This window comes from Streptomyces sp. NPDC018833 (genome assembly GCF_044390825.1).
Classification (GTDB): domain Bacteria; phylum Actinomycetota; class Actinomycetes; order Streptomycetales; family Streptomycetaceae; genus Streptomyces.
The window spans coordinates 272,590-291,925 of the sequence record NZ_JBIRZM010000006.1 but is presented as its reverse complement, the minus strand read 5'-3'; the positions used below and the strand labels follow the sequence as shown (position 1 = coordinate 291,925).

The 19,336-nt window shown below is 70.8% G+C and carries 16 protein-coding genes and 1 riboswitch; of the genes, 12 read left to right on the top strand and 4 right to left on the bottom strand.

Annotated features, from left to right (window positions below; all coding sequences use genetic code 11):
* Positions 1–70: 70 nt before the first annotated feature.
* The 5 genes from ACH5AF_RS15470 (at position 71) to ACH5AF_RS15450 (ending at position 6,600) form a co-directional block, all read left to right on the top strand.
* Positions 71–880 carry a c-type cytochrome gene (locus ACH5AF_RS15470; RefSeq protein WP_398902156.1) on the top strand — a complete coding sequence of 270 codons (810 nt, stop codon included), beginning with the start codon at positions 71–73 and terminating at the stop codon, positions 878–880.
* Positions 877–1,953 (top strand): Rieske 2Fe-2S domain-containing protein, encoded by a 1,077-nt coding sequence (locus tag ACH5AF_RS15465; RefSeq protein WP_398902155.1) that lies wholly within the window; start codon positions 877–879, stop codon positions 1,951–1,953. The genes ACH5AF_RS15470 and ACH5AF_RS15465 overlap by 4 nt, the downstream gene beginning before the upstream one ends.
* Positions 1,950–3,575 carry a cytochrome bc complex cytochrome b subunit gene (locus tag ACH5AF_RS15460; RefSeq protein ID WP_398902154.1) on the top strand — a complete coding sequence of 542 codons (1,626 nt, stop codon included), beginning with the start codon at positions 1,950–1,952 and terminating at the stop codon, positions 3,573–3,575. The genes ACH5AF_RS15465 and ACH5AF_RS15460 overlap by 4 nt, the downstream gene beginning before the upstream one ends.
* 124 nt (positions 3,576–3,699) lie before the next feature.
* Positions 3,700–4,764, top strand: coding sequence for an anthranilate phosphoribosyltransferase (gene trpD / locus ACH5AF_RS15455; RefSeq protein WP_398902153.1), 1,065 nt, complete (start codon positions 3,700–3,702; stop codon positions 4,762–4,764).
* Positions 4,765–4,841: 77 nt separating this feature from the next.
* Positions 4,842–4,959: riboswitch (SAM riboswitch) on the top strand.
* A gap of 210 nt (positions 4,960–5,169) precedes the next feature.
* Positions 5,170–6,600: an aminotransferase class V-fold PLP-dependent enzyme gene (locus tag ACH5AF_RS15450; protein ID WP_398902152.1), complete on the top strand. Its 1,431-nt coding sequence runs from the start codon at positions 5,170–5,172 to the stop codon at positions 6,598–6,600.
* 84 nt (positions 6,601–6,684) lie between these two features.
* On the opposite strand, the gene ACH5AF_RS15445 is transcribed toward ACH5AF_RS15450, so the two are convergent.
* Complete coding sequence (locus tag ACH5AF_RS15445) at positions 6,685–6,966, bottom strand: Lrp/AsnC family transcriptional regulator (RefSeq protein ID WP_215180898.1); 282 nt, start codon at positions 6,964–6,966, stop codon at positions 6,685–6,687.
* Positions 6,963–7,697: a rhomboid family intramembrane serine protease gene (locus tag ACH5AF_RS15440; protein ID WP_398902151.1), complete on the bottom strand. Its 735-nt coding sequence runs from the start codon at positions 7,695–7,697 to the stop codon at positions 6,963–6,965. Before ACH5AF_RS15440 ends, ACH5AF_RS15445 begins: the two co-directional genes overlap by 4 nt.
* 145 nt (positions 7,698–7,842) lie before the next feature.
* Between ACH5AF_RS15440 and ACH5AF_RS15435 the strand changes: the two genes are divergently transcribed.
* The 5 genes from ACH5AF_RS15435 to ACH5AF_RS15415 all read left to right on the top strand — a co-directional run bounded on the left by ACH5AF_RS15435 (position 7,843) and on the right by ACH5AF_RS15415 (position 13,478).
* Positions 7,843–8,085 carry a hypothetical protein gene (locus ACH5AF_RS15435; protein WP_177152820.1) on the top strand — a complete coding sequence of 81 codons (243 nt, stop codon included), beginning with the start codon at positions 7,843–7,845 and terminating at the stop codon, positions 8,083–8,085.
* 37 nt (positions 8,086–8,122) lie between these two features.
* A complete protein-coding gene (locus tag ACH5AF_RS15430) occupies positions 8,123–9,487 on the top strand; it encodes an NYN domain-containing protein (RefSeq protein ID WP_398902150.1) in 1,365 nt (454 codons plus the stop codon).
* 316 nt (positions 9,488–9,803) lie between these two features.
* Positions 9,804–10,829, top strand: coding sequence for an NlpC/P60 family protein (locus ACH5AF_RS15425; protein ID WP_398902149.1), 1,026 nt, complete (start codon positions 9,804–9,806; stop codon positions 10,827–10,829).
* A 235-nt stretch (positions 10,830–11,064) separates the two neighbouring features.
* Complete coding sequence (locus tag ACH5AF_RS15420; RefSeq protein ID WP_398902148.1) at positions 11,065–12,096, top strand: NlpC/P60 family protein; 1,032 nt, start codon at positions 11,065–11,067, stop codon at positions 12,094–12,096.
* A 149-nt stretch (positions 12,097–12,245) separates the two neighbouring features.
* On the top strand, positions 12,246–13,478 hold the full coding sequence (locus ACH5AF_RS15415; RefSeq protein WP_398902147.1) for a hypothetical protein: 1,233 nt from the start codon (positions 12,246–12,248) through the stop codon (positions 13,476–13,478).
* Here ACH5AF_RS15415 and ACH5AF_RS15410 read toward each other — a convergent pair.
* On the bottom strand, positions 13,435–14,679 hold the full coding sequence (locus tag ACH5AF_RS15410) for a glycosyltransferase 87 family protein (RefSeq protein ID WP_398902146.1): 1,245 nt from the start codon (positions 14,677–14,679) through the stop codon (positions 13,435–13,437). The genes ACH5AF_RS15415 and ACH5AF_RS15410 overlap by 44 nt on opposite strands.
* 98 nt (positions 14,680–14,777) lie before the next feature.
* On the opposite strand from ACH5AF_RS15410, the gene ACH5AF_RS15405 reads away from it, so the two are divergent.
* Positions 14,778–15,920, top strand: coding sequence for a glycosyltransferase family 4 protein (locus ACH5AF_RS15405; RefSeq protein WP_398902145.1), 1,143 nt, complete (start codon positions 14,778–14,780; stop codon positions 15,918–15,920).
* Positions 15,921–16,476: 556 nt separating this feature from the next.
* On the opposite strand, the gene ACH5AF_RS15400 is transcribed toward ACH5AF_RS15405, so the two are convergent.
* Positions 16,477–18,273 carry an AMP-dependent synthetase/ligase gene (locus ACH5AF_RS15400; protein ID WP_398902144.1) on the bottom strand — a complete coding sequence of 599 codons (1,797 nt, stop codon included), beginning with the start codon at positions 18,271–18,273 and terminating at the stop codon, positions 16,477–16,479.
* Positions 18,274–18,575: 302 nt separating this feature from the next.
* Between ACH5AF_RS15400 and ACH5AF_RS15395 the strand changes: the two genes are divergently transcribed.
* On the top strand, positions 18,576–19,331 hold the full coding sequence (locus tag ACH5AF_RS15395) for a metallophosphoesterase (RefSeq protein WP_398902286.1): 756 nt from the start codon (positions 18,576–18,578) through the stop codon (positions 19,329–19,331).
* The last annotated feature ends 5 nt before the right edge of the window (positions 19,332–19,336 follow it).

Sequence of the window (19,336 nt, the reverse complement as noted above, 5' to 3'; positions counted from 1 at the left end):
AGCGGGCGCCGCCTGAAGCAGACATAGTCCAGAAGCATCGACGCAGAAGATCCTGACACCGGGGTAATCCGTGAAAAAGCTCTCCGCACGACGACGCCATCCGCTGGCGGCGGTCGTCGTCCTACTCCTCGCGCTGGCGGCCACTGGGGGGCTGTACGCCGCGTTCGCACCCGCGGACAAGGCGCAGGCCGATGAAACCGCCCAGTCCCTTGCCATCAAGGAGGGCCAGAAGCTCTACACCGTCGGCTGCGCCAGCTGCCACGGAACCGGCGGTCAGGGCACCTCCGACGGCCCGCCCCTGGTCGGTGTCGGCTCCGCCGCCGTCGACTTCCAGGTCGGCACGGGGCGTATGCCCGCCCAGCAGCCCGGCGCGCAGGTGCCCGAGAAGCCGGTCATCTACTCGCAGGCCCAGATCGACCAGCTCGCGGCGTACGTCGCCTCCCTGGGTGCCGGCCCGATCACGCCGACCGAGAAGGACTACAGCGCCGAGGGCGCGAACATCGCCAAGGGTGGCGAGCTGTTCCGCACCAACTGCGCCCAGTGTCACAACTTCACCGGTGAGGGCGGCGCCCTGACCGACGGCAAGTACGCCCCGAGCCTCGAAGGCGTCAGCGCGAAGCATCTCTACGAGGCCATGCAGACCGGTCCGCAGAACATGCCGTCCTTCCCCGACTCCACGATGCCCCAGCAGCAGAAGCGGGACATCATCGCGTACGTCAACGCCGTGAACGGTGAAGACACCCCGACTCCGGGCGGTTTCGCCCTCGGTGGCCTCGGCCCCGTGAGCGAGGGTCTCTTCGGCTGGATCTTCGGCCTGGGTTCGCTGATCGCTGTTGCCGTCTGGGTTGCGGCCCACACCGCTAAGGCCAAGAAGTCATGAGTAGCCAAGAGAATTCAGAAGAGAACCTGCCCGTAGAGCAGGGCGCCACGCACGGCGCGGCTCACGGTGGCGGCACCGCTGTCGCACATCGTGACGAGGACCCGCTCGCCGATCCCGGACTGCCGGCCCACAAGCCGCGTGTCCAGGACATCGACGAGCGTGCGGCCAAGCGCTCCGAGCGCACCGTCGCCCTCCTGTTCACGCTGTCGATGCTCGCCACGATCGGCTTCATCGCCTCGTTCGTGATCTTCGACGTCGAGAAGATCGTCTACATCTGGCCGCTCGGTCACATCAGCGCGCTCAACTTCTCGCTGGGTGTGACCCTCGGTCTCGCGCTCTTCTGCATCGGCGCCGGCGCCGTCCACTGGGCGCGCACCCTGATGTCCGACGTCGAGGTCGCCGACGACCGGCACGCGATCGAGGCCGCGCCCGAGGTCAAGGCCAAGGTCATGGCCGACTTCGCGGACGGTGCGCGCGAGTCCGCCATCGGCCGTCGCAAGCTGATCCGTAACACCATGTTCGGTGCGCTTGCCATGGTGCCGCTCTCCGGTGTCGTGCTGCTGCGCGAGCTCGGCCCGCTGCCCGAGGACAAGCTCCGCCACACGCTGTGGGCCAAGGGCAAGACGCTCATCAACATGAACACGAACGAGCCGCTGCGTCCCGAGGACGTCGCGGTCGGGTCGCTGACCTTCGCCATGCCCGAGGGCCTGGAGGAGAGCGACCACGAGTTCAACACCGAGATCGCCAAGGCCGCCCTGATGATCGTCCGTATCCAGCCGGAGGACATCAAGGACAAGCGCCAGCTCGAGTGGTCGCACGACGGCATCGTCGCCTACTCGAAGATCTGCACCCACGTCGGCTGCCCGATCAGCCTGTACGAGCAGCAGACGCACCACGTCCTCTGCCCGTGCCACCAGTCCACCTTCGACCTCTCCGACGGCGCCCGCGTCATCTTCGGTCCGGCCGGTCACCCTCTTCCGCAGCTGCGGATCGGTGTGAACGCCGAGGGCAACCTCGAGGCGCTCGGCGACTTCGAAGAGCCTGTCGGTCCTGCCTTCTGGGAGCGCGGATGAGTACACAGACGGATACGCAGAAGAAGGCGCCCGCCGGCGAGCGGGTGGCCGACTGGGCGGACGGCCGGCTGGGGATCTACTCCCTGGCCAAGGCCAACATGCGGAAGATCTTCCCGGACCACTGGTCCTTCATGCTGGGTGAGATCGCCCTCTACAGCTTCATCATCATCATCCTCACGGGTGTGTACCTGACGCTGTTCTTCCACCCGAGCATGAACGAGATCGAGTACCACGGCTCGTACGTGCCGATGCAGGGCATCCGCATGACCGAGGCGTACGCCTCGACGCTGCACATCAGCTTCGACGTCCGTGGTGGTCTGCTCATCCGGCAGATCCACCACTGGGCCGCGCTGATCTTCCTCGCCGCGATGTTCGTGCACATGATGCGCGTGTTCTTCACCGGCGCGTTCCGCAAGCCGCGTGAGATCAACTGGCTGTTCGGCTTCCTGCTGTTCGTCCTCGGCATGTTCACCGGCTTCACCGGTTACTCGCTGCCCGACGACCTGCTCTCCGGCACCGGTGTCCGCTTCACGCAGGGCGCGATCCTGTCCACGCCGATCGTCGGCACGTACCTCTCGATGTTCCTGTTCGGTGGCGAGTTCCCCGGCCACGACATGGTGGCGCGGTTCTACTCGATCCACATCCTGCTGCTGCCGGGCATCATGCTCGGCCTCGTGGTGGCGCACCTGATCCTGGTCTTCTACCACAAGCACACGCAGTTCGCGGGCCCCGGCCGCACGAACAAGAACGTCGTCGGCATGCCGCTGCTGCCGGTGTACATGGCCAAGGCCGGAGGCTTCTTCTTCCTGGTCTTCGGTGTCATCGCGATCATCGCCGGCCTGTTCACGATCAACCCGGTGTGGGCGCTCGGCCCGTACCGCCCGGACCAGGTGTCCACCGGCGCCCAGCCCGACTGGTACATGGGCTTCGCCGAGGGTCTGATCCGTGTGATGCCGGGCTGGGAGATCAACCTGTGGGGTCACACGCTCGTCCTGGGCGTGTTCATCCCGCTGGTGCTCTTCGGTCTGGTCCTCGGGGCGATCGCCGTCTACCCGTTCATCGAGTCCTGGATCACCGGCGACAAGCGCGAGCACCACATCCTGGACCGCCCGCGCAACGCGCCGACCCGTACCGCCCTGGGCGTCGCCTGGGTCACCGGCTACGTGATCATGCTGCTCGGTGGCGGAAACGACATCTTCGCGACGCACTTCAACCTGTCGATCAACGCGATCACCTGGTTCGTACGGATCACGTACTTCGTCGGACCGGTTCTCGCTTTCGTCATCACCAAGCGGATCTGCCTGGGTCTGCAGCGGCGCGACAAGGAGAAGGTGCTGCACGGGCGTGAGTCCGGCATCATCAAGCGCCTGCCGCACGGCGAGTTCGTCGAGATCCACGAGCCGCTGTCGCAGGCCGACCGGTACAAGCTGACCGCGCACGAGCAGTACCAGCCCGCGGAGCTCGGCCCGACGGTCGACGAGCACGGTGTGCGCCGCAAGATCGGCCGGATGCAGAAGCTGCGCGTCAGGCTCAGCAAGGGCTACTTCGGCGGCGACAACCAGGTCGCCAAGCCCACCACCGACGAGTACAAGGAGATCACCAGCGGCCACGGCCACCACTGATCTCCTGACCGGTACGTCGCCACAGCGGGGCCCCGTCCACTCGATGGACGGGGCCCCTCGCTGTGCCCTGGGGCTGGATAGGGTGGGACCCATCCCTAATCGGCTGTGGACCCAGGAGCGGACCATGAACGTTGTGACCCCGGCAGGCGGCGACAGCGTGGCGGCCCTCTCCTGGCCGAGTGTGCTGAACGCCCTCCTGGACAACCGGGACCAGAGCGCGGAGGCCACCGCGTGGGCGATGGACCGCATCCTCAGCGGCGAGGCGACCGACGCGCAGATCGCCGGCTTCGCGGTGGCCCTGCGCGCCAAGGGCGAGACGGTCGAGGAGATCTCCGGTCTCGTCCGGACGATGTACGAGCACGCCAACCTGATCGAGGTGCCTGGCCCGAGCGTCGACATCGTCGGCACCGGCGGCGACGGTGCGAAGACGGTCAACATCTCCACCATGTCCGCGATCGTCGTCGCCGGCACGGGCGCGAAGGTGGTCAAGCACGGCAACCGGGCAGCGTCCTCGCAGAGCGGTGCCTCGGACGTTCTGGAAAAGCTCGGCGTCAACCTGGATCTGTCCCCGCAGCGGGTGGCCGAGGTCGCCGAGGAGGCGGGCATCACCTTCTGCTTCGCGGTGAAGTTCCACCCGGCGCTGCGGCACGTGGCGGCCGCGCGCAAGGAGCTGGGGATCCGGACGACGTTCAACTTCCTCGGCCCGCTGACCAACCCGGCGCGGGTCAAGGCACAGGCCACGGGCGTCGCCGACGCCCGCATGGCGCCGATCCTCGCCGGTGTGCTGGCCGAACGCGGCTCATCCGCGCTGGTCTTCCGCGGCGACGACGGCCTGGACGAGCTGACGACGACCGCGACGTCACGTGTGTGGGTGGTGCGGGACGGCGAGGTGCGCGAGGAGTCGTTCGACCCGCGCGACGTCGGTATCGACCTGGTACCCGTTGAGGCCCTGCGCGGCGCGGACGCCTCGTACAACGCGGACGTGGCGCGCCGCCTGCTCGGCGGCGAGACCGGCCCGGTGCGGGACGCCGTCCTGCTCAACTCGGCGGCCGCGCTGGTCGCGTTGGAGCCGACGGACGGCACGCTGAACGAACAGCTGGTGGCCGGGATGGCGCGGGCGGCGCAGTCGATCGACTCGGGCGCGGCCCGGGCGGCGCTGGAGCGCTGGGTGAGGGCGAGCAATTCCTGACGTCCGGCAAGGGGCGCGGTCCGGATGGTGGACCGCGCCCTTGCGTCATGCGAGACATATGGCAGGATGCTCCGCAAGGTCATGAGTGACAGCGATTACGGCCCCGGCCCGCTGTCCGGCAACCCTCCGTCCGTGGCGGGGTGCCCCGGGTGAAGACCAGGCCGCAGGCAGCGAGGTCTGTGGCAAGCGCGGACCCCTTTGAAGCTCTGGGGTCCTGGTCCTCAAGGAGCTGTCTCGTGAGCAAGCGAATGCGATAGGGCGTTTCCGCCCCTTCTTCACCCTCCGCGCGGGGATGTCCGCGTGTCGAGGTCTTTCCCCGTGGGCCGTCGTGCGGCGTCGTACGCCGTCGTGCCGTCACGGGTCCTGTCGAAGCCGATTCGCCTTTTCCTGCCGGGAGATACCGCCATGTCCGCACGCCCTGCCGCCTCCGCCACCCCCGCCTCCGCCGTCGTGTCCGCCTCCGACTCGGACCCCTGCTGCGACGCGCCGCTGCCGGTCCTCGGCCGTGACGTCACCGTCCCGCTCGTGACCGGCGGCGAGGTCACGTACGCCGCCCTCGACTACGCGGCGAGCGCGCCCGCGCTGCAGCGCGTGTGGGACGACGTCGCCGCGTACGCGCCCTACTACGGCAGCGTGCACCGGGGCGCCGGGTACCTGTCCCAGCTGTCCACCGACCTGTTCGAGAACAGCCGGGCGACCGTGCACGAATTCCTCGACTGCCGGGACGGCGACCAGGTCGTCTTCACCCGCTCCACGACCGACTCGCTGAACCTGCTGGCAGCCGTCCTGCCCGCGGACTGCGAGGTGTTCGTCTTCGAGACCGAGCACCACGCCTCCCTGCTGCCCTGGAGCGACGCCCGGGTCACCTACCTCAACGCGCCGCGCACACCCGAAGAGGCCGTACGGACGCTGGAGCAGGCGCTCGCCCACCGTGACCCTTCCCCTGGCTCTTCGAGCTGGGGAGACCCCATCGGGCCGGCGCTGGTGTGCGTGACCGGTGCGTCCAATGTGACCGGTGAGGTGTGGCCCGTGCGCGAACTGGCGGCCGCGGCCCATGCGCACGGTGCCCGGATCGTGCTGGACGCGGCCCAGCTCGCGCCCCATCACCCGGTATCCGTACGGGAGTTGGACGTCGACTGGGTCGCCTTCTCGGGGCACAAGCTGTACGCGCCCTTCGGTTCCGGCGTGCTCGCCGGCCGGGCGGACTGGCTCCAGGACGCGGAGCCGTACCTGGCGGGCGGCGGCGCGTCGCGCAAGGTGACCCGGCGTGCGGACGGGGGAGTGGACGTCGAGTGGCACACGACGGCCGCCCGCCACGAGGCCGGTTCGCCGAACGTGATCGGCGTCTACTCGATCGCCTCCGCGTGCAAGGCGCTCGGCGAGGCGGGGTTCGACGCGCTGGTCGCCCGTGAGCAGCACCTGATCGCGAAGGTGCGCGAAGGCCTGGCGGAGGTGCCGGAGGTCCGCGTGCTGTCGCTGTTCGGCGACGACTCCCCGCGCGTCGGCGTCATCTCGTTCGTCGTCGAGGGCTGGAACAGCTCGCACTTCGCGGCGGCGCTGTCGGCGGAGTACGGCATCGGCGTCCGGGACGGCCTGTTCTGTGCGCACCCGCTGGTGCGCACGCTGCTCGGCAGCGACCCGCAGGACGTCGGCGAGTGCGGTGCGCCGGAGGCGGAGCCGGGCGAGAAGTCGCTGAACGCGATCCGCGTCAGCTTCGGCGCGGGCACGCCGGACGAGCACGTGGAGCGCTTCGTGGCGGCGGTGCGGGAACTGGTGCGCGAGGGCGCGAAGTGGACGTACCACACGGAGGACGGCCGCTGCGTCCCGGCGGTCTGAGACGGGGCGCCGCCCCGCCGGCGTCGCCCCGGGCCGGGTTCTGCGCTCGGCCGGGGGGCGCCCGTTGTCACGCGGCGCGGAGGGCTACGACTCCAGGCCGATCGCGAACGCGGCCTCCAGATCGTGCTGCGAGTACGTACGGAACGCCACGTGCGTGTCCGTCGCCTCGACACCCTGGATCTTGCTGATGCGCCCGGGGATCACATCCGCCAGGTCGTCGTGCCTGGCCACGCGCACCATGGCGATCAGGTCGTAGGTGCCGGTCACGGAGAAGACCTCGCTGACGCTGTCCAGTGCCGCGATCGACTCGGCGATCTCGGGGATGCGGTCCACGCTGGTCTTGATGAGCACGATCGCGGTGATCACGGCTTGCTTTCTCCCTCGGTGGCCGCTGCAGATGACTTCACTCTAGTCCCACGCCCGAACCGGGCCCACGCGTAGAGGAACCCGGCGGAGAACCCCGCCAGGTGCGCCAGGTACGCCACCCCCGGACCGCTGCCCGCGTTCCGGGCCGCCAGCCACTGCAGGACGAACCAGAAGATCAGCACCACCCAGGCGGGGAACCGCAGCGGCAGGAAGAAGAGGAACGGGAACAGGCTCGTCACCCGCGCCTTCGGGAACAGGTACAGGAACGCGCCGAGCACCGCGGAGATCGCCCCCGAGGCGCCCACCAGCGTCTGCCGGGACTCCGGGTTGGCCAACGCGTACGCCAGGAGTGCCACGTAGCCGGCGCCCAGGTAGAACAGGGCGAACTCCGCGCGCCCCAGGCGTTCCTCGGCCATCGCGCCGAAAACGTAGAGGAACAGCATGTTCCCCAGCAGGTGCAGCCAACTGCCGTGGATGAACAGGGCGGTGAGAGGGGTCAGCAGCGCGCGGGGCGAGCCGGTCAGCAGCTGCGCCGGGATCACGCCCCAGCGTTCGAAGTAGTCGGACTGCGCCGCGAGGAGAGCGTCGCCGAGGCCGTGCGCCGGGTTGAGGCCCGAGACCGGGCTGATGACGAAGATCGCGAAGCAGAGTGCGATCAGCCCGTAGGTGACGGGCGGCCCCGCCGCCACCCCGCGTACCGCGCCCTTCGCCGTGCCCCACCGACTGATCATGGACAGAGCATGGCGTAGCGGGACCGAAGGGTACAGAGTGCCTCGCCGTGACCGCGGGTACCTGCGAGGCCGTAGGGTTGCGGTACATCCGCAGTTCGACGGCGCACCGCGGCAAAGGACCCGCACGACGGAAGAGGACGGCACGATGACGACGGTTCCCTGGCCTACCGCTGAGACCAGGTGGCGCTGCACACTCTGCGGCAACCTCACCCGCTTCGACGTCACCCGCTCGTCCAAGGTCGTCGAGTACGTCCATTTGGACCTCGCCGGGGAGCCGACGGTCGAGGAGCGCGAGGTGGTCAGTGAGACCATCGAATCGGTCCGCTGCCGCTGGTGCAACGCGGTGGATCAGATCGAACTGGTGGACAGGCCGGGCGCCGCTTCCTGAGGGAGAGCGGCCCGCAAGGTGGTAGGGGTGACGGATCGTGGAGCAGCCCGCGAGTGGCGGGGAGCCGGCCGGTGCGGCCGGTGACGCCGCCGAGGCGCTCGATCGCCCGCTGCCCGAAGGCGTACGGCGCCGGGTCGTCGCGCTGGTCTCGGACGCGTTCGGCGGCCTGACCGTCGCCGAACTGCCGCCTCAACTACGGCAGTATGCCCGTTTCACCCCTACTCGGCGGGCCAAGTTCGCCGGCAACGCGATGGCCGCCGCGCTGGAGAGCGACACTCTCTTCCGTCAGCGCATCGGTGAGCGGGTGGGCAAGGCGCAGCCCGAGCTCGCCAAGGCCCTGTCGGTGGGCGCGCCGCCCGCCGCCGCCGATCCGGTCGATGTGGCGGCGGCCGCGTATGTGCTGCGCCCCGCCGGATGGGTGAAACTCGTCGGCGCCGCCGGTGAGGAGGTCCAGCGCGCGGACGCCGAGCGTGCCGACGAGGCCGGCCGGCGCGAGCTGGAGCGGCTGCGTGCGGAGCTGGCCGAGGCCCGCGGCCAGATCAGGACCGAGACCGAGCGGCTGCGCGCCGAGCTGGACGACGCCCGCAAGGAGAGCGAGTCCCTGGGGCGCAAGCTGCGCAGCGCGCAGGCCGATGTGAAGCGCGGTGAGGCCGCCCTGCGCCGTACGGTCGCCGAGATCGACTCCATCAGGGCGCAGGCCGCGGCCCAGGTGTCGGCGGCGGAGAGCGAGAGCCGCCGGCTCAAGGCCCGGCTGGCCGAGGCCGAGGCCGCGGTGGAGGCCGGGCGGCGGGCCGCCCGCGAGGGGCGTTCGATCGAGGACATGCGGCTGCGGCTGCTGCTGGACACCGTGCTGGACGCCGCCCAGGGACTGCGTCGCGAGCTGGCGCTGCCGCCCGCCGGAATCCATCCCGCGGACACGGTGGACGCCGTGGAGCCGGGGCGCATGTCGCCCAAGGACATCGCGGCGCGCGCCCTTTCGGAGACTGACCCCGCGCTGCTGGACCAGCTGCTCGCGCTGCCCCAGGCGCATGTCGTCGTGGACGGCTACAACGTCACCAAGACCGGCTATCCCACGATGCCGCTGGAGAAGCAGCGGCTGCGACTGCTCGGCGGGCTCTCGGTGCTCGCCGCACAGACCGGCGCCGAGGTCACCTGCGTCTTCGACGGCGCCGAACTGGCCGCCCCGGTGCTGCTGGCACCGCCGCGCGGGGTGCGGGTGCTCTTCTCCAAGCCGGGGGTCACCGCGGACGAGCTGATCCGCCAGCTGGTGCGCGCCGAGCCTCCTGGCCGGCCTGTGGTGGTCGTGTCGACCGACCGCGAGGTGGCCGACGGGGTCGCGAAGGCGGGCGCCCGCCCGGTCACGTCCGCCTTGTTGCTGAAGCGGCTTTCGCGGCTGTCGTAACTCGCGCGGCAAATGCCTGAATTGCTCCACCGCGGCTGGGACGGTGTGTCAAGTAGCCATTACTACGCGTGTGATGTGAGTAAAGAATGCGCGCGGCGGGTCAGATTTTTCCTATGAGGATTTGAACTGATCACGAGAAGGTCACTAGGGTCGGGCCTCGAACCTTCGCGCGGTTGATCGTCCATCCGGGACGACAGCGAAGGAACCGCCGAGTTCGTACAGTTCGCCCCTTTTCTCCAGGGTCCCGACGTACGGACGCCGGGGACTAAACCCCCCACAGCCCGGTAGGCGGCTGAGGAAGAAGGAGCTCGCCTTCGTGGCGTCCCACCGTCGTCCCAAGCAGCCGAGCCGCACCCGTGTGACCGTGCTCACCGCGACCGCCGCAGCCGCTGTCGCTCTGACCTCCCAGACCGCCCAGGCCGAGCCCAAGCCGAGCAAGAGCGAGGTCAAGGAGAAGGTCGACAAGCTGTACGAAGAGGCGGAGCACGCCACCGAGCAGTACAACGGGGCCAAGGAGAAGCAGGAGAAGCTCGACGAGCAGATCGACGCGCTCCAGGACAAGGTGGCGCGCGGTCAGGAAGAGCTCAACACCCTGCGCGACAGCATCGGTTCGGTTGCGAGCGCCCAGTACCGCTCCGGCGGCATCGACCCTTCGGTCCAGCTCTTCCTCTCCGGCGACCCGGACACCTACCTGGAGAAGGCGTCCGCGCTGGACCAGCTCGGTGCCAAGCAGACCGACGCGATCCGGGACATCCAGGCCAAGCAGCGCACGCTCGCGCAGCAGCGCCAGGAGGCCCAGAGCAAGCTGAAGGACCTGGCCGAGACCCGCGAGGAACTCGGCAAGAAGAAGAAGGAAGTCCAGGGCAAGCTCGCCGCCGCGCAGAAGCTGCTCAACACCCTCACCGCCGCCGAGCGCGCCGCGCTGGCAGAGGACGAGTCCCGCGCCACCCGCGCCAGCTCGCGCGCCGACCTGGGCAACGCCGTCCCCGCATCGCAGCGTGCCGCCGCCGCGTTCTCGGCCGCCCAGTCCAAGATCGGCTCGCCGTACGTCTACGGCGCCTCCGGCCCGAGCTCCTTCGACTGCTCCGGCCTCACCTCCTGGGCCTACGCGCAGGCCGGTGTCTCCATACCCCGCACCTCGCAGTCCCAGGCCAGCATCGGTACGCGCATCTCCTCGCAGAGCCAGCTCCAGCAGGGCGACCTGGTCTTCTTCTACGGCGACCTGCACCACGTCGGCTTCTACGCCGGCAACGGCCAGGTGCTGCACGCGCCCAAGCCGGGTGCCAGCGTGCGCTACGAGTCGATCAACAACATGCCGTACATGTTCGGTGTGCGCGTCTGACCCTCTGCGACCCTTGATGGATCGTTCGGGCGGGCTCTCTCACCCGCCCGAATGGGGGAAATCCGTCATAACTCGCTGACGCTGCGCCCCGCCGGTGACCTGTGGTCTCTGGCGGGGCGTCACTGTGTGCGCCCCCAGCGGTCGTTGGCCGCCCCGTGTTCGCACGGATACTCTCTGCCGCGCAAGATCCCCAGTTCTTCGAGTTCTGCGAAGTGTGCGGAAGGGAGCGCGGCACGTGGTGTCCCACCGCCGACCCTCACAGACCGGTCTCACATCGAGTGCCCGGGTCACCGTCCTGTCCGCCGCGGCGGCCACTGCGGCCGCGGCGTTGGGGGCGGCGCCCGCGGGCGCCGAACCCCAGGAGCCGGCACAAGCCACCCGAGCCCGGGTCGACCGCCTCTACGAAGAGGCCGAACAGGCCACCGAACGCTTCAACAAGGCGGGCGAGAAAGTCGATCGGCTGAGCGAGCGCGTCGGATACGTCCAGGAGAGCGTCGCCCGCGGCCAGGAGCGCATCAACCGCATGCGCGAGGCGCTCGGCTCCGTGGCCGGGGCCCAGTACCGCTCCGGCGGGGTCGACCCGGCACTGGAGCTGCTGCTGTCCGCCGACCCGGACACCTATCTCGAACGCGCCGCCGTGCTGGACCGCATCAGCGAACGCCAGTCGGCCGCCCTGGACGAGCTGCGCCGCGAACAGCGTGACCTGGGCCAGGAGCGGGCCGAGGCCGCCCTGGACCTCGCCGAGCTGGAGCGCAGCCGCTCAGCCGTGGCCCGGCACAAGCGCAGCGTCGAACGCAAGCTCGCCGAGGCGCGCCGGCTGCTGAACGCCCTGCCCGACGAGGAGCGCGCCGATTTCGACCGGCTCTCGCGCTCCGGTCGCGACGGCGCAGTGCCGGAACTGACGGGCCTCGCACCCGGTTCGGGTCATGCGGCGGCCGCCGCGCTCGCCGCCCGCAGCGCGGTCGGCCGGCCCTATGTGTGGGGTGCCAGCGGCCCGACGGGATTCGACTGTTCGGGCCTGGTGCAGTGGTCGTACGCCCAGGCCGGCGTCGGTCTGCCCCGCACCTCGCAGGCGCAGGCGAACGCAGGCCGCCGCATTCCGCTGTCCGAGGCGCGGCCCGGAGACATCGTCACCTACCGCGGCGACGCCAGCCACGTCGGGATGTACATGGGCAACGGCCAGGTCGTCCACGCCCCCTACCCGGGGGCCGCGGTGCGCTACGACCCGGTGGGCATGATGCCGATCCACGCGGTGACGAGGGTCTAGGGCGTTCTTCGGGCCGGGTGGCGGGGTCGCCCCGGGCCGGCCCGGGGCAGGCCGGGAACATGCCGGGGGGCCGATCGGAGGTTTCCGGCGACCGTGGGGTTCCGCTCTCCGGCGTACCGTTCCGCCGACCTTTCCGTACGATCGGCAGGGTGGCAGGTCAGGGGCGCATACGGTGCGCATCGACACGGCGCACGGCGGGGCTCGGTCTCGCCGTGCTGCTGCTGGCGTCCGGCTGCACGACCGCCCACAAGCCCCTGGACCCCACGGTGGACGCCATCCAGGAGACCCTCGACGAGCGGGGCGACGCCGTCGTGGACGGGGACCGCACCCGCTATCTCAAGGCACTCGCCCCCGGCGCGACCGCCCTGCGCAGTCAGCAGGCCACGGAGTTCGACAACATGGCGGACATCCCCTTCCGTTCATGGGAGTACCGCATCAAAGGGGTACGCCACAAGGGTGCCCGGGCCGTCGCCGACACCGAACTGCGCTACCGCGTCGACGGCTTTGACACCGTCCCCGTGACGGCCGCCCGCACGCTGGAGCTCACCGAGCGCGACGGCCGCTGGTACGTGACCGCGGACGAGCCGGGCACCGGCGCACCCCAGCTGCTGTGGCAGCAGGGCGACGTGGCGGCCGTACGGGGCAGCCGCAGCCTGGTCCTCGGCGTCGGCCACGACGACAAGCGGCTGCGGGAGCTCGCCGCGGCCACCGACCGCGCCATGCCCGCCGTGACGGCCGCCTGGCCCTCGAAGTGGGCCGGCCGCGTGGTCGTCCTCGTCCCCTCGTCCGTCGAGTCCATGGGGCGTCTCCTCGGCGCCCCCGCCGCCGGATACCGGGGCATCGCCGCGGTCACCACGGGCGAGACGGGCCGCAAGGACGGCGCGACCGCCGATCGGGTGATCATCAACCCGGAGGCGTACGGGCTGCTCGGCGACTTCGGGCAGGGCATCGTGCTCACCCACGAGACCACCCATGTGGCGACCCGCGCCGACACCTCGGCCGCCACCCCGATGTGGCTCTCCGAGGGCTTCGCCGACTGGGTCGCCTACCGGGGCGCCGGACGCACCGCCGAGGAGACCGCGCCCGAGCTGCGGGACGCGGTGCGCGCCGGCGAGGTGCCCGGCGCCCTGCCCGCGGACGAGGACTTCGCCTTCGGCGGGGACGCCGATGCCCTGGCGCGGGCCTACGAGGGCGGCTGGCTGGCCTGCGTGCTGATCGCCGACCGCTGGGGCGAGGACGAGCTCAGGGAGTTCTACCGGACCGTCGGCAAGGCGGAGCAGCGCGAGGGAGCGGTGGAACGGGCCCTGGGTGAGGTGCTGGGCGTCACGGAGGGCGCATTCACCGCCCTGTGGCAGGGCTATCTGCGCGAGCGTCTGGGCTGACGGCCTCCCCGCGGACCTGCCCGGCCGACACCGTGGCCCGCCACAGGCGCCGGCAGGCGACGAGCGTCGCGGCCACCAGCAGGCCGTTGCGCAGCACGAGCAGCGCGATGCCCAGGCCGTCGCTCGCCACCACATGCGCGAACCAGACCGGGAACTGAAGCACCGTGACCGCCGTCGCGGCCAGCGTGAGCAGCGCCGGACGCACCATGCGGGTCTCCCGGCGCACCAGGCACACCGCGGCGACGCCCACCAGCCAGATCAGGTACTGGGGGCTGATCACCCGGCTCGTGGTGGTGAACAGCAGCACGGCGGCGAACGCCGCGTCGCACAGCGTGGCCGGGCCGAGCTCCCGTGCCCGGAGCCGCCACACCACCAGCCAGCCGAGGGCCAGGGCGCTCAGCGTCAGCGACCCCCCGCTCACCAGTGCCACCCACGGCCCGACGAACTCGACCGACCCGTAGCTCAGCAGCACCTCGCCCCGCCAGCCGAAGTGCCTCGCGACATGGAAGGCCAGGGCGCCCAGCGACTCGACCTCGATGCCCCGGTCGCGCTGGAACCTCAGGAAGGCCGACGTGCCCGGCAGCGCGGCGGCGAACGCGAGCGCCAGCCCCGCGCCCGTCACCACCGCCGTGCCCCAGGCGCGCCGCGCCGCCCGGCCGCGCCCCACGCCCACCAGCAGCAGCACCGGCCACACCTTCAGCAGCGCCCCCAGACCCGCGAGCGCCCCCAGCGCGCGCGGGCGGCCGGAACCCGCCAGCAGAGCGGCGACGGCGACGGCGGTGACCATGAGGTCGTAGCGGGCGTAGGCGGTGGGCCCGAGGAGAGGTACGCCCACGATCCAGACCCAGGTGCCGCGCCATGCGGCCGCCTTTCTCTCCGCGTACCTCAGCAGCCCGAGGACCAGCAGGTCGCACAGGAGGACAAGGACGAAGAAGGCGCCGGCGTACGCGAGGCCCGGCACAAGACCGGGCGCGAGGACGGCGAGCGCGGCGGCGGGCGGGTACTGCCAGGTGACGTCGTCCAGCGGGAACGTCCCGGTGCGCAGTACCTCGTACCAGCCCTGGTAGATCACCGAGACGTCGCTCGTGACATCGGGCCCCGGGACCGTGACCACCTTGAAGACGCACAGCAGCAGCGCCGTACGGCTCAGCGCCCACACCGCGAGCGGGGCCCCGGCGCCCTGTGCCAGTGCCTTCGCCATGGTGTCCCTTTCGTCACCTTCGTCGTCGACTGGCTGCCCATCATGCCGCGCGGGGCCGTATGGGAGGGGGCAGGACGCGTTCGGTACTGTCGGCGGCGATGCACAAGACCCTGATCGTGACGAACGACTTCCCGCCCCGGCCCGGCGGCATCCAGGCTTTCCTGCACAACATGGCGCTGCGGCTCGACCCGGGGCAGCTCGTCGTCTACGCCTCCACCTGGAAGCGCGGGCGCGAGGGCGCCGAGGCGACCGCCGCCTTCGACGCGGAGCAGCCGTTCACCGTCGTGCGCGACCGTACGACGATGCTCCTGCCCACGCCGCGGGTCACCCGGCGGGCCGTCGAGCTGCTGCGGGAGCACGGCTGCGCGTCGGTGTGGTTCGGCGCGGCGGCCCCGCTCGGCCTGATGGCACCCGCCCTGCGCAAGGCTGGTGCGCGGCGGATCGTGGCCACCACGCACGGCCACGAGGCTGCTTGGGCACAGCTGCCCGCTTCGCGGCAGCTGCTGCGGCGGATCGGCGAGGGCACGGACACGATCACCTATCTGGGCGAGTACACCCGGTCGCGGATCGCGTCGGCGCTCACGCCTCAGGCAGCGGGGCGCATGGTCCAACTGCCGCCCGGCGTCGACGAGAAGACGTTCCACCCCGGCTCCGGCGGCGAGGAGATCCGCGACCGGCTCGGGCTGAGTGACCGGCCCGTGTTGGTCTGCGTCTCCCGTCTGGTCCCGCGCAAGGGCCAGGACACGCTGATCCTCGCCCTGCCCGCGATCCTGGCGAAGTTCCCGGACGCGGTCCTGCTGATCGTGGGCGGCGGCCCGTATGAGAAGGACCTGCGCAGGCTCGCCGCGGAGACGGGGGTGTCGGACTCGGTGCGTTTCACGGGCGCCGTGCCGTGGTCGGAACTCCCGGCGCATTACGGGGCGGGCGACGTGTTCGCCATGCCGTGCCGCACGCGCAGGGGCGGCCTCGATGTCGAGGGCCTCGGGATCGTGTACCTGGAGGCGTCGGCGACCGGACTGCCGGTGGTGGCGGGCGACTCCGGCGGCGCGCCGGACGCGGTGCTCGACGGCGAGACGGGCTGGGTGGTCCGCGGCAACGCGCCGGAGGACACGGCGGATCGGATCGTGGCCCTGCTGGAGGATCCTCGGCTCCGGCAGCGCATGGGCGAGCGGGGCCGTGCCTGGATCGAGGAGAAGTGGCGCTGGGACCTGCTGGCGGAGAGGCTGCGGGAGCTGCTCTGAGGTAACCGGGGGCTCCGCGCCCGGAGCCTCCCCCTACGCCTGGTGGCCGTGGCTGGGGTGCCCCCCGGTGAAGCCAAGGGGAGTGCCCCAGTGGGGCTGGATTTCGCACAGCGAAATCAACCCGTCTTTGGGGCTCTCCGGGCGACCGTGCGAAGCGCGGTACGGGTCCGGGGCCTGCCCCGGGTCGCAATGGGAGTACCGCCCACGGCCGCCGGCCCGTAGGGGAGGGCGGGGGGACAAGCCCGCCGCAGGCGGACACGCATCCCGGGGCCGAGTCCCAACATGAGCGCCGCGCCCCCTGGCGGGGCACCGGGGGCAGTGCCCCCGGCCCCGTGCCGCCCTTCCGGGCGGTGTCCTCGATTCCGGGCTGGGCTGATCCGGCTCCGCCCCGGGGCGGGGCGCATTGGAGTTCAGGGCCCCTGCCTGGCGGTGGGTGCGCCCGCGTCCGGGGTGAGTTCAGTCGTGCCGGTGAGGCGCGGGGCGTGGGGGCGGAGTCCCGGGAGGGGCTGTCGCCCCCGCGAGGGGGCCTGCGGGGGCACCGGGGGCAGTGCCCCGGTCAGGTGGCGTAGATCGCTTCGATCTCGTCCGCGAAGTCCTTCGCCACCACATTCCGCTTCAGCTTCAGCGACGGCGTGATGTGCCCCGCCTCCTCCGTGAACTGCGACGCCAGCACGCGGAACTTCCGTACCGACTCCGCCTTCGACACCGCCGCGTTGCCGTCGTCCACCGCTCGCTGGATCTCGGCCAGCAGCTCCGGGTCCTCGCGCAGCACCGCCGCCGTCGCGCCCGACGGCTTGCCGTGCTCCGCAGCCCAGCGGCCGAGGAACTCGTCGTCGATGGTGACCAGCGCGCCCACGAACGGCCGGCCGTCGCCGACCACCATGCACTCCGCGACCAGCGCGTGCGCACGAATGCGGTCCTCGATCACCGCCGGGGCGACGTTCTTGCCGCCCGCGGTGACGAGGATCTCCTTCTTGCGGCCGGTGATCGCGAGGTAGCCGTCCTCGTCGAGGGTGCCGATGTCGCCGGTGTGGAACCAGCCGTCCGCCAGCGCCTCCGCGGTGGCCGCCTCGTTGTTCCAGTAGCCGGAGAAGATGTGCTCGCCGTGCAGCAGCACCTCGCCGTCGTCCGCGATCCGGACCACCGAACCGGGCAGCGGCTGACCGACCGTGCCGATCTTCTGCCGGTCCCACGGGTTGAACGCGGTCGCCGCGCAGGACTCGGTCAGCCCGTAGCCCTCCAGCACCGTGAAGCCGATGCCGCGGAAGAAGTGGCCGAGCCGCTCGCCCAGCGGCGCGCCGCCGGAGACCGCGTATTCGCCGCGCCCGCCCAGAACGGCGCGGAGCTTGCTGTAGACGAGCCTGTCGAACACCTTGTGCTTGAACCTCAGGCCGATCGGCACGCCCCGCGGGCTGCCGATGGCGCGGCTGTAGGCGATCGCCGTGTTCGCGGCCTTGTCGAAGATCTTGCCCTTGCCGTCCGCCTGGGCCTTGGCCCGCGCCGAGTTGTAGACCTTCTCGAAGACGCGCGGCACACCGAGGATCAGCGTTGGCCGGAAGGAGGCCAGCTCGTCGGTGAGGTTCTTGATGTCCGGCACACAGCCGAGCTTGATGGGCGCCATGACGGCCGCGAGCTCGACCATGCGGCCGAAGACGTGCGCGGCGGGGAGGAACAGCAGCACCGAGCTCTCGCCCGTACGGAACAGCGGTTTCAGACGCTCGACCAGGTTGCCGCATTCCGCGAAGAAGGCGCGGTGGGTGAGGACACAGCCCTTGGGACGTCCGGTGGTGCCGGAGGTGTAGACGATCGTCGCCGGGTCGTCGGCCTTGGCGGTGGCGCTGCGCTCGTCGACGGTGGCGTCGGAGATCTCCGCGCCGGCGGCGGTGAGTTCGTCGACGGCACCCTTCTCGATCTGCCAGACGTTGCCCAGGGACGGCAGCGATTCGCGTACGGACTCCACCGCGGCAGCGTGTCCGTCGTTCTCGACGATCACCGCAGCGGCGCCCGAGTCACCGAGGATCCACTGCACCTGCTCGGCGGAGCTGGTCTCGTAGACCGGCACGGTCACCGCGCCGGCGCTCCAGATGGCGAAGTCGAGCCGGACCCACTCGTAGCGGGTGCGGGACATCAGGGCGACCCGGTCGCCGGGGCGGATGCCGGCGGCGATCAGGCCCTTGGCGGTGGCTCGCACCTCGGCCAGGAACTGGGTGGCGGTGACATCGGCCCATGCGCCGGCGACCTTGCGGCCCATCACCGCCACATCGGGGTGCTGCGCGGCATTGCGGCGGATGAGATCCGTCAGATTGCCGTCCGTGGGGACCTCGTACAGGGCCGGAAGGCTGAACTCGCGCAAGACTGCTGCTCCTCATCGGGCGCCGGCGCCACGGCTCTGTGTGATGCGCCGGTTGCGGTCCAAGATCGGGCAGGTGCTCGTGGGGGCGAGCACGACTGGACTGCCCGGACGTTACCCATCAGTACGCGGTTCCCGATAGGGTTTCCCGGCCAATGTTCCCTGCGTCACACGTCAATGGCTGGACATCGCGCAGACTATTCCACTCCGCCCGCGCCCCGGAAGTTACCGCAGGTCCGCCCCCCTCTACCCGCGTCCGGCAGGCGCGTTCTAGGGTGCTCGTCATGCGACGCATGCGAGTCAATGTGGTCAGCGACGTGCACGGCAACGCCCGGGATCTCGCCACCGCGGGCGACGGCGCGGACGCACTCGTCTGCCTCGGCGACCTGGTCCTCTTCCTCGACTACGCCGACCACTCGCGTGGCATCTTCCCCGATCTCTTCGGCGTCGAGAACGCCCACCTCATCGTCGAACTGCGCACCGCCCGCCGCTTCGACGAGGCCCGCGAACTGGGCCGCAGACTCTGGGCCGAGCTCGGTCTCGACCGCGAGAGCGCCATCGAGACCGCCGTGCGCCGCCAGTACGCCGCACTCTTCGCGGCCTTCCCCACACCGACGTACGCCACCTACGGAAATGTCGACATCCCCGGTCTGTGGCCCGAGTTCGCCCGGCCCGGCACCACCGTCCTCGACGGCGAGCGGGTCGAGATCGGCGGCCGCGTCTTCGGCTTCGTCGGCGGCGGACTGCGCACCCCGATGCGCACCCCGTACGAGATCTCCGACGAGGAGTACGCCGCCAAGGTCGAGGCCCTGGGCGAGGTCGACGTGCTCTGCTCCCACATCCCGCCCGATGTCCCGGAACTGACGTACGACACCGTCGCCCGCCGCTTCGAACGCGGCAGCAGCGCCCTGCTGACCGCGATCAGGCGCACCCGGCCCCGGTACGCCCTCTTCGGCCACGTCCACCAGCCTCTCGCCCGCCGGATGCGCGTCGGCACGACGGAGTGCGTGAACGTCGGGCACTTCGCCTCCACCGGCCGCCCGTGGACGCTGACGTGGTGAGCCGT

Bases quoted from the DNA above. Each gene is read 5' to 3' on its own strand.
- ACH5AF_RS15465 (WP_398902155.1), top strand. From the start codon at position 877: ATGAGTAGCCAAGAGAATTCAGAAGAGAACCTGCCCGTAGAGCAGGGC.
- ACH5AF_RS15460 (WP_398902154.1), top strand. From the start codon at position 1,950: ATGAGTACACAGACGGATACGCAGAAGAAGGCGCCCGCCGGCGAGCGG.
- trpD (WP_398902153.1), top strand. From the start codon at position 3,700: ATGAACGTTGTGACCCCGGCAGGCGGCGACAGCGTGGCGGCCCTCTCC.
- ACH5AF_RS15450 (WP_398902152.1), top strand. From the start codon at position 5,170: ATGTCCGCACGCCCTGCCGCCTCCGCCACCCCCGCCTCCGCCGTCGTG.
- ACH5AF_RS15440 (WP_398902151.1), bottom strand. From the start codon at position 7,697: ATGATCAGTCGGTGGGGCACGGCGAAGGGCGCGGTACGCGGGGTGGCG.
- ACH5AF_RS15435 (WP_177152820.1), top strand. From the start codon at position 7,843: ATGACGACGGTTCCCTGGCCTACCGCTGAGACCAGGTGGCGCTGCACA.
- ACH5AF_RS15410 (WP_398902146.1), bottom strand. From the start codon at position 14,679: ATGGCGAAGGCACTGGCACAGGGCGCCGGGGCCCCGCTCGCGGTGTGG.
- ACH5AF_RS15405 (WP_398902145.1), top strand. From the start codon at position 14,778: ATGCACAAGACCCTGATCGTGACGAACGACTTCCCGCCCCGGCCCGGC.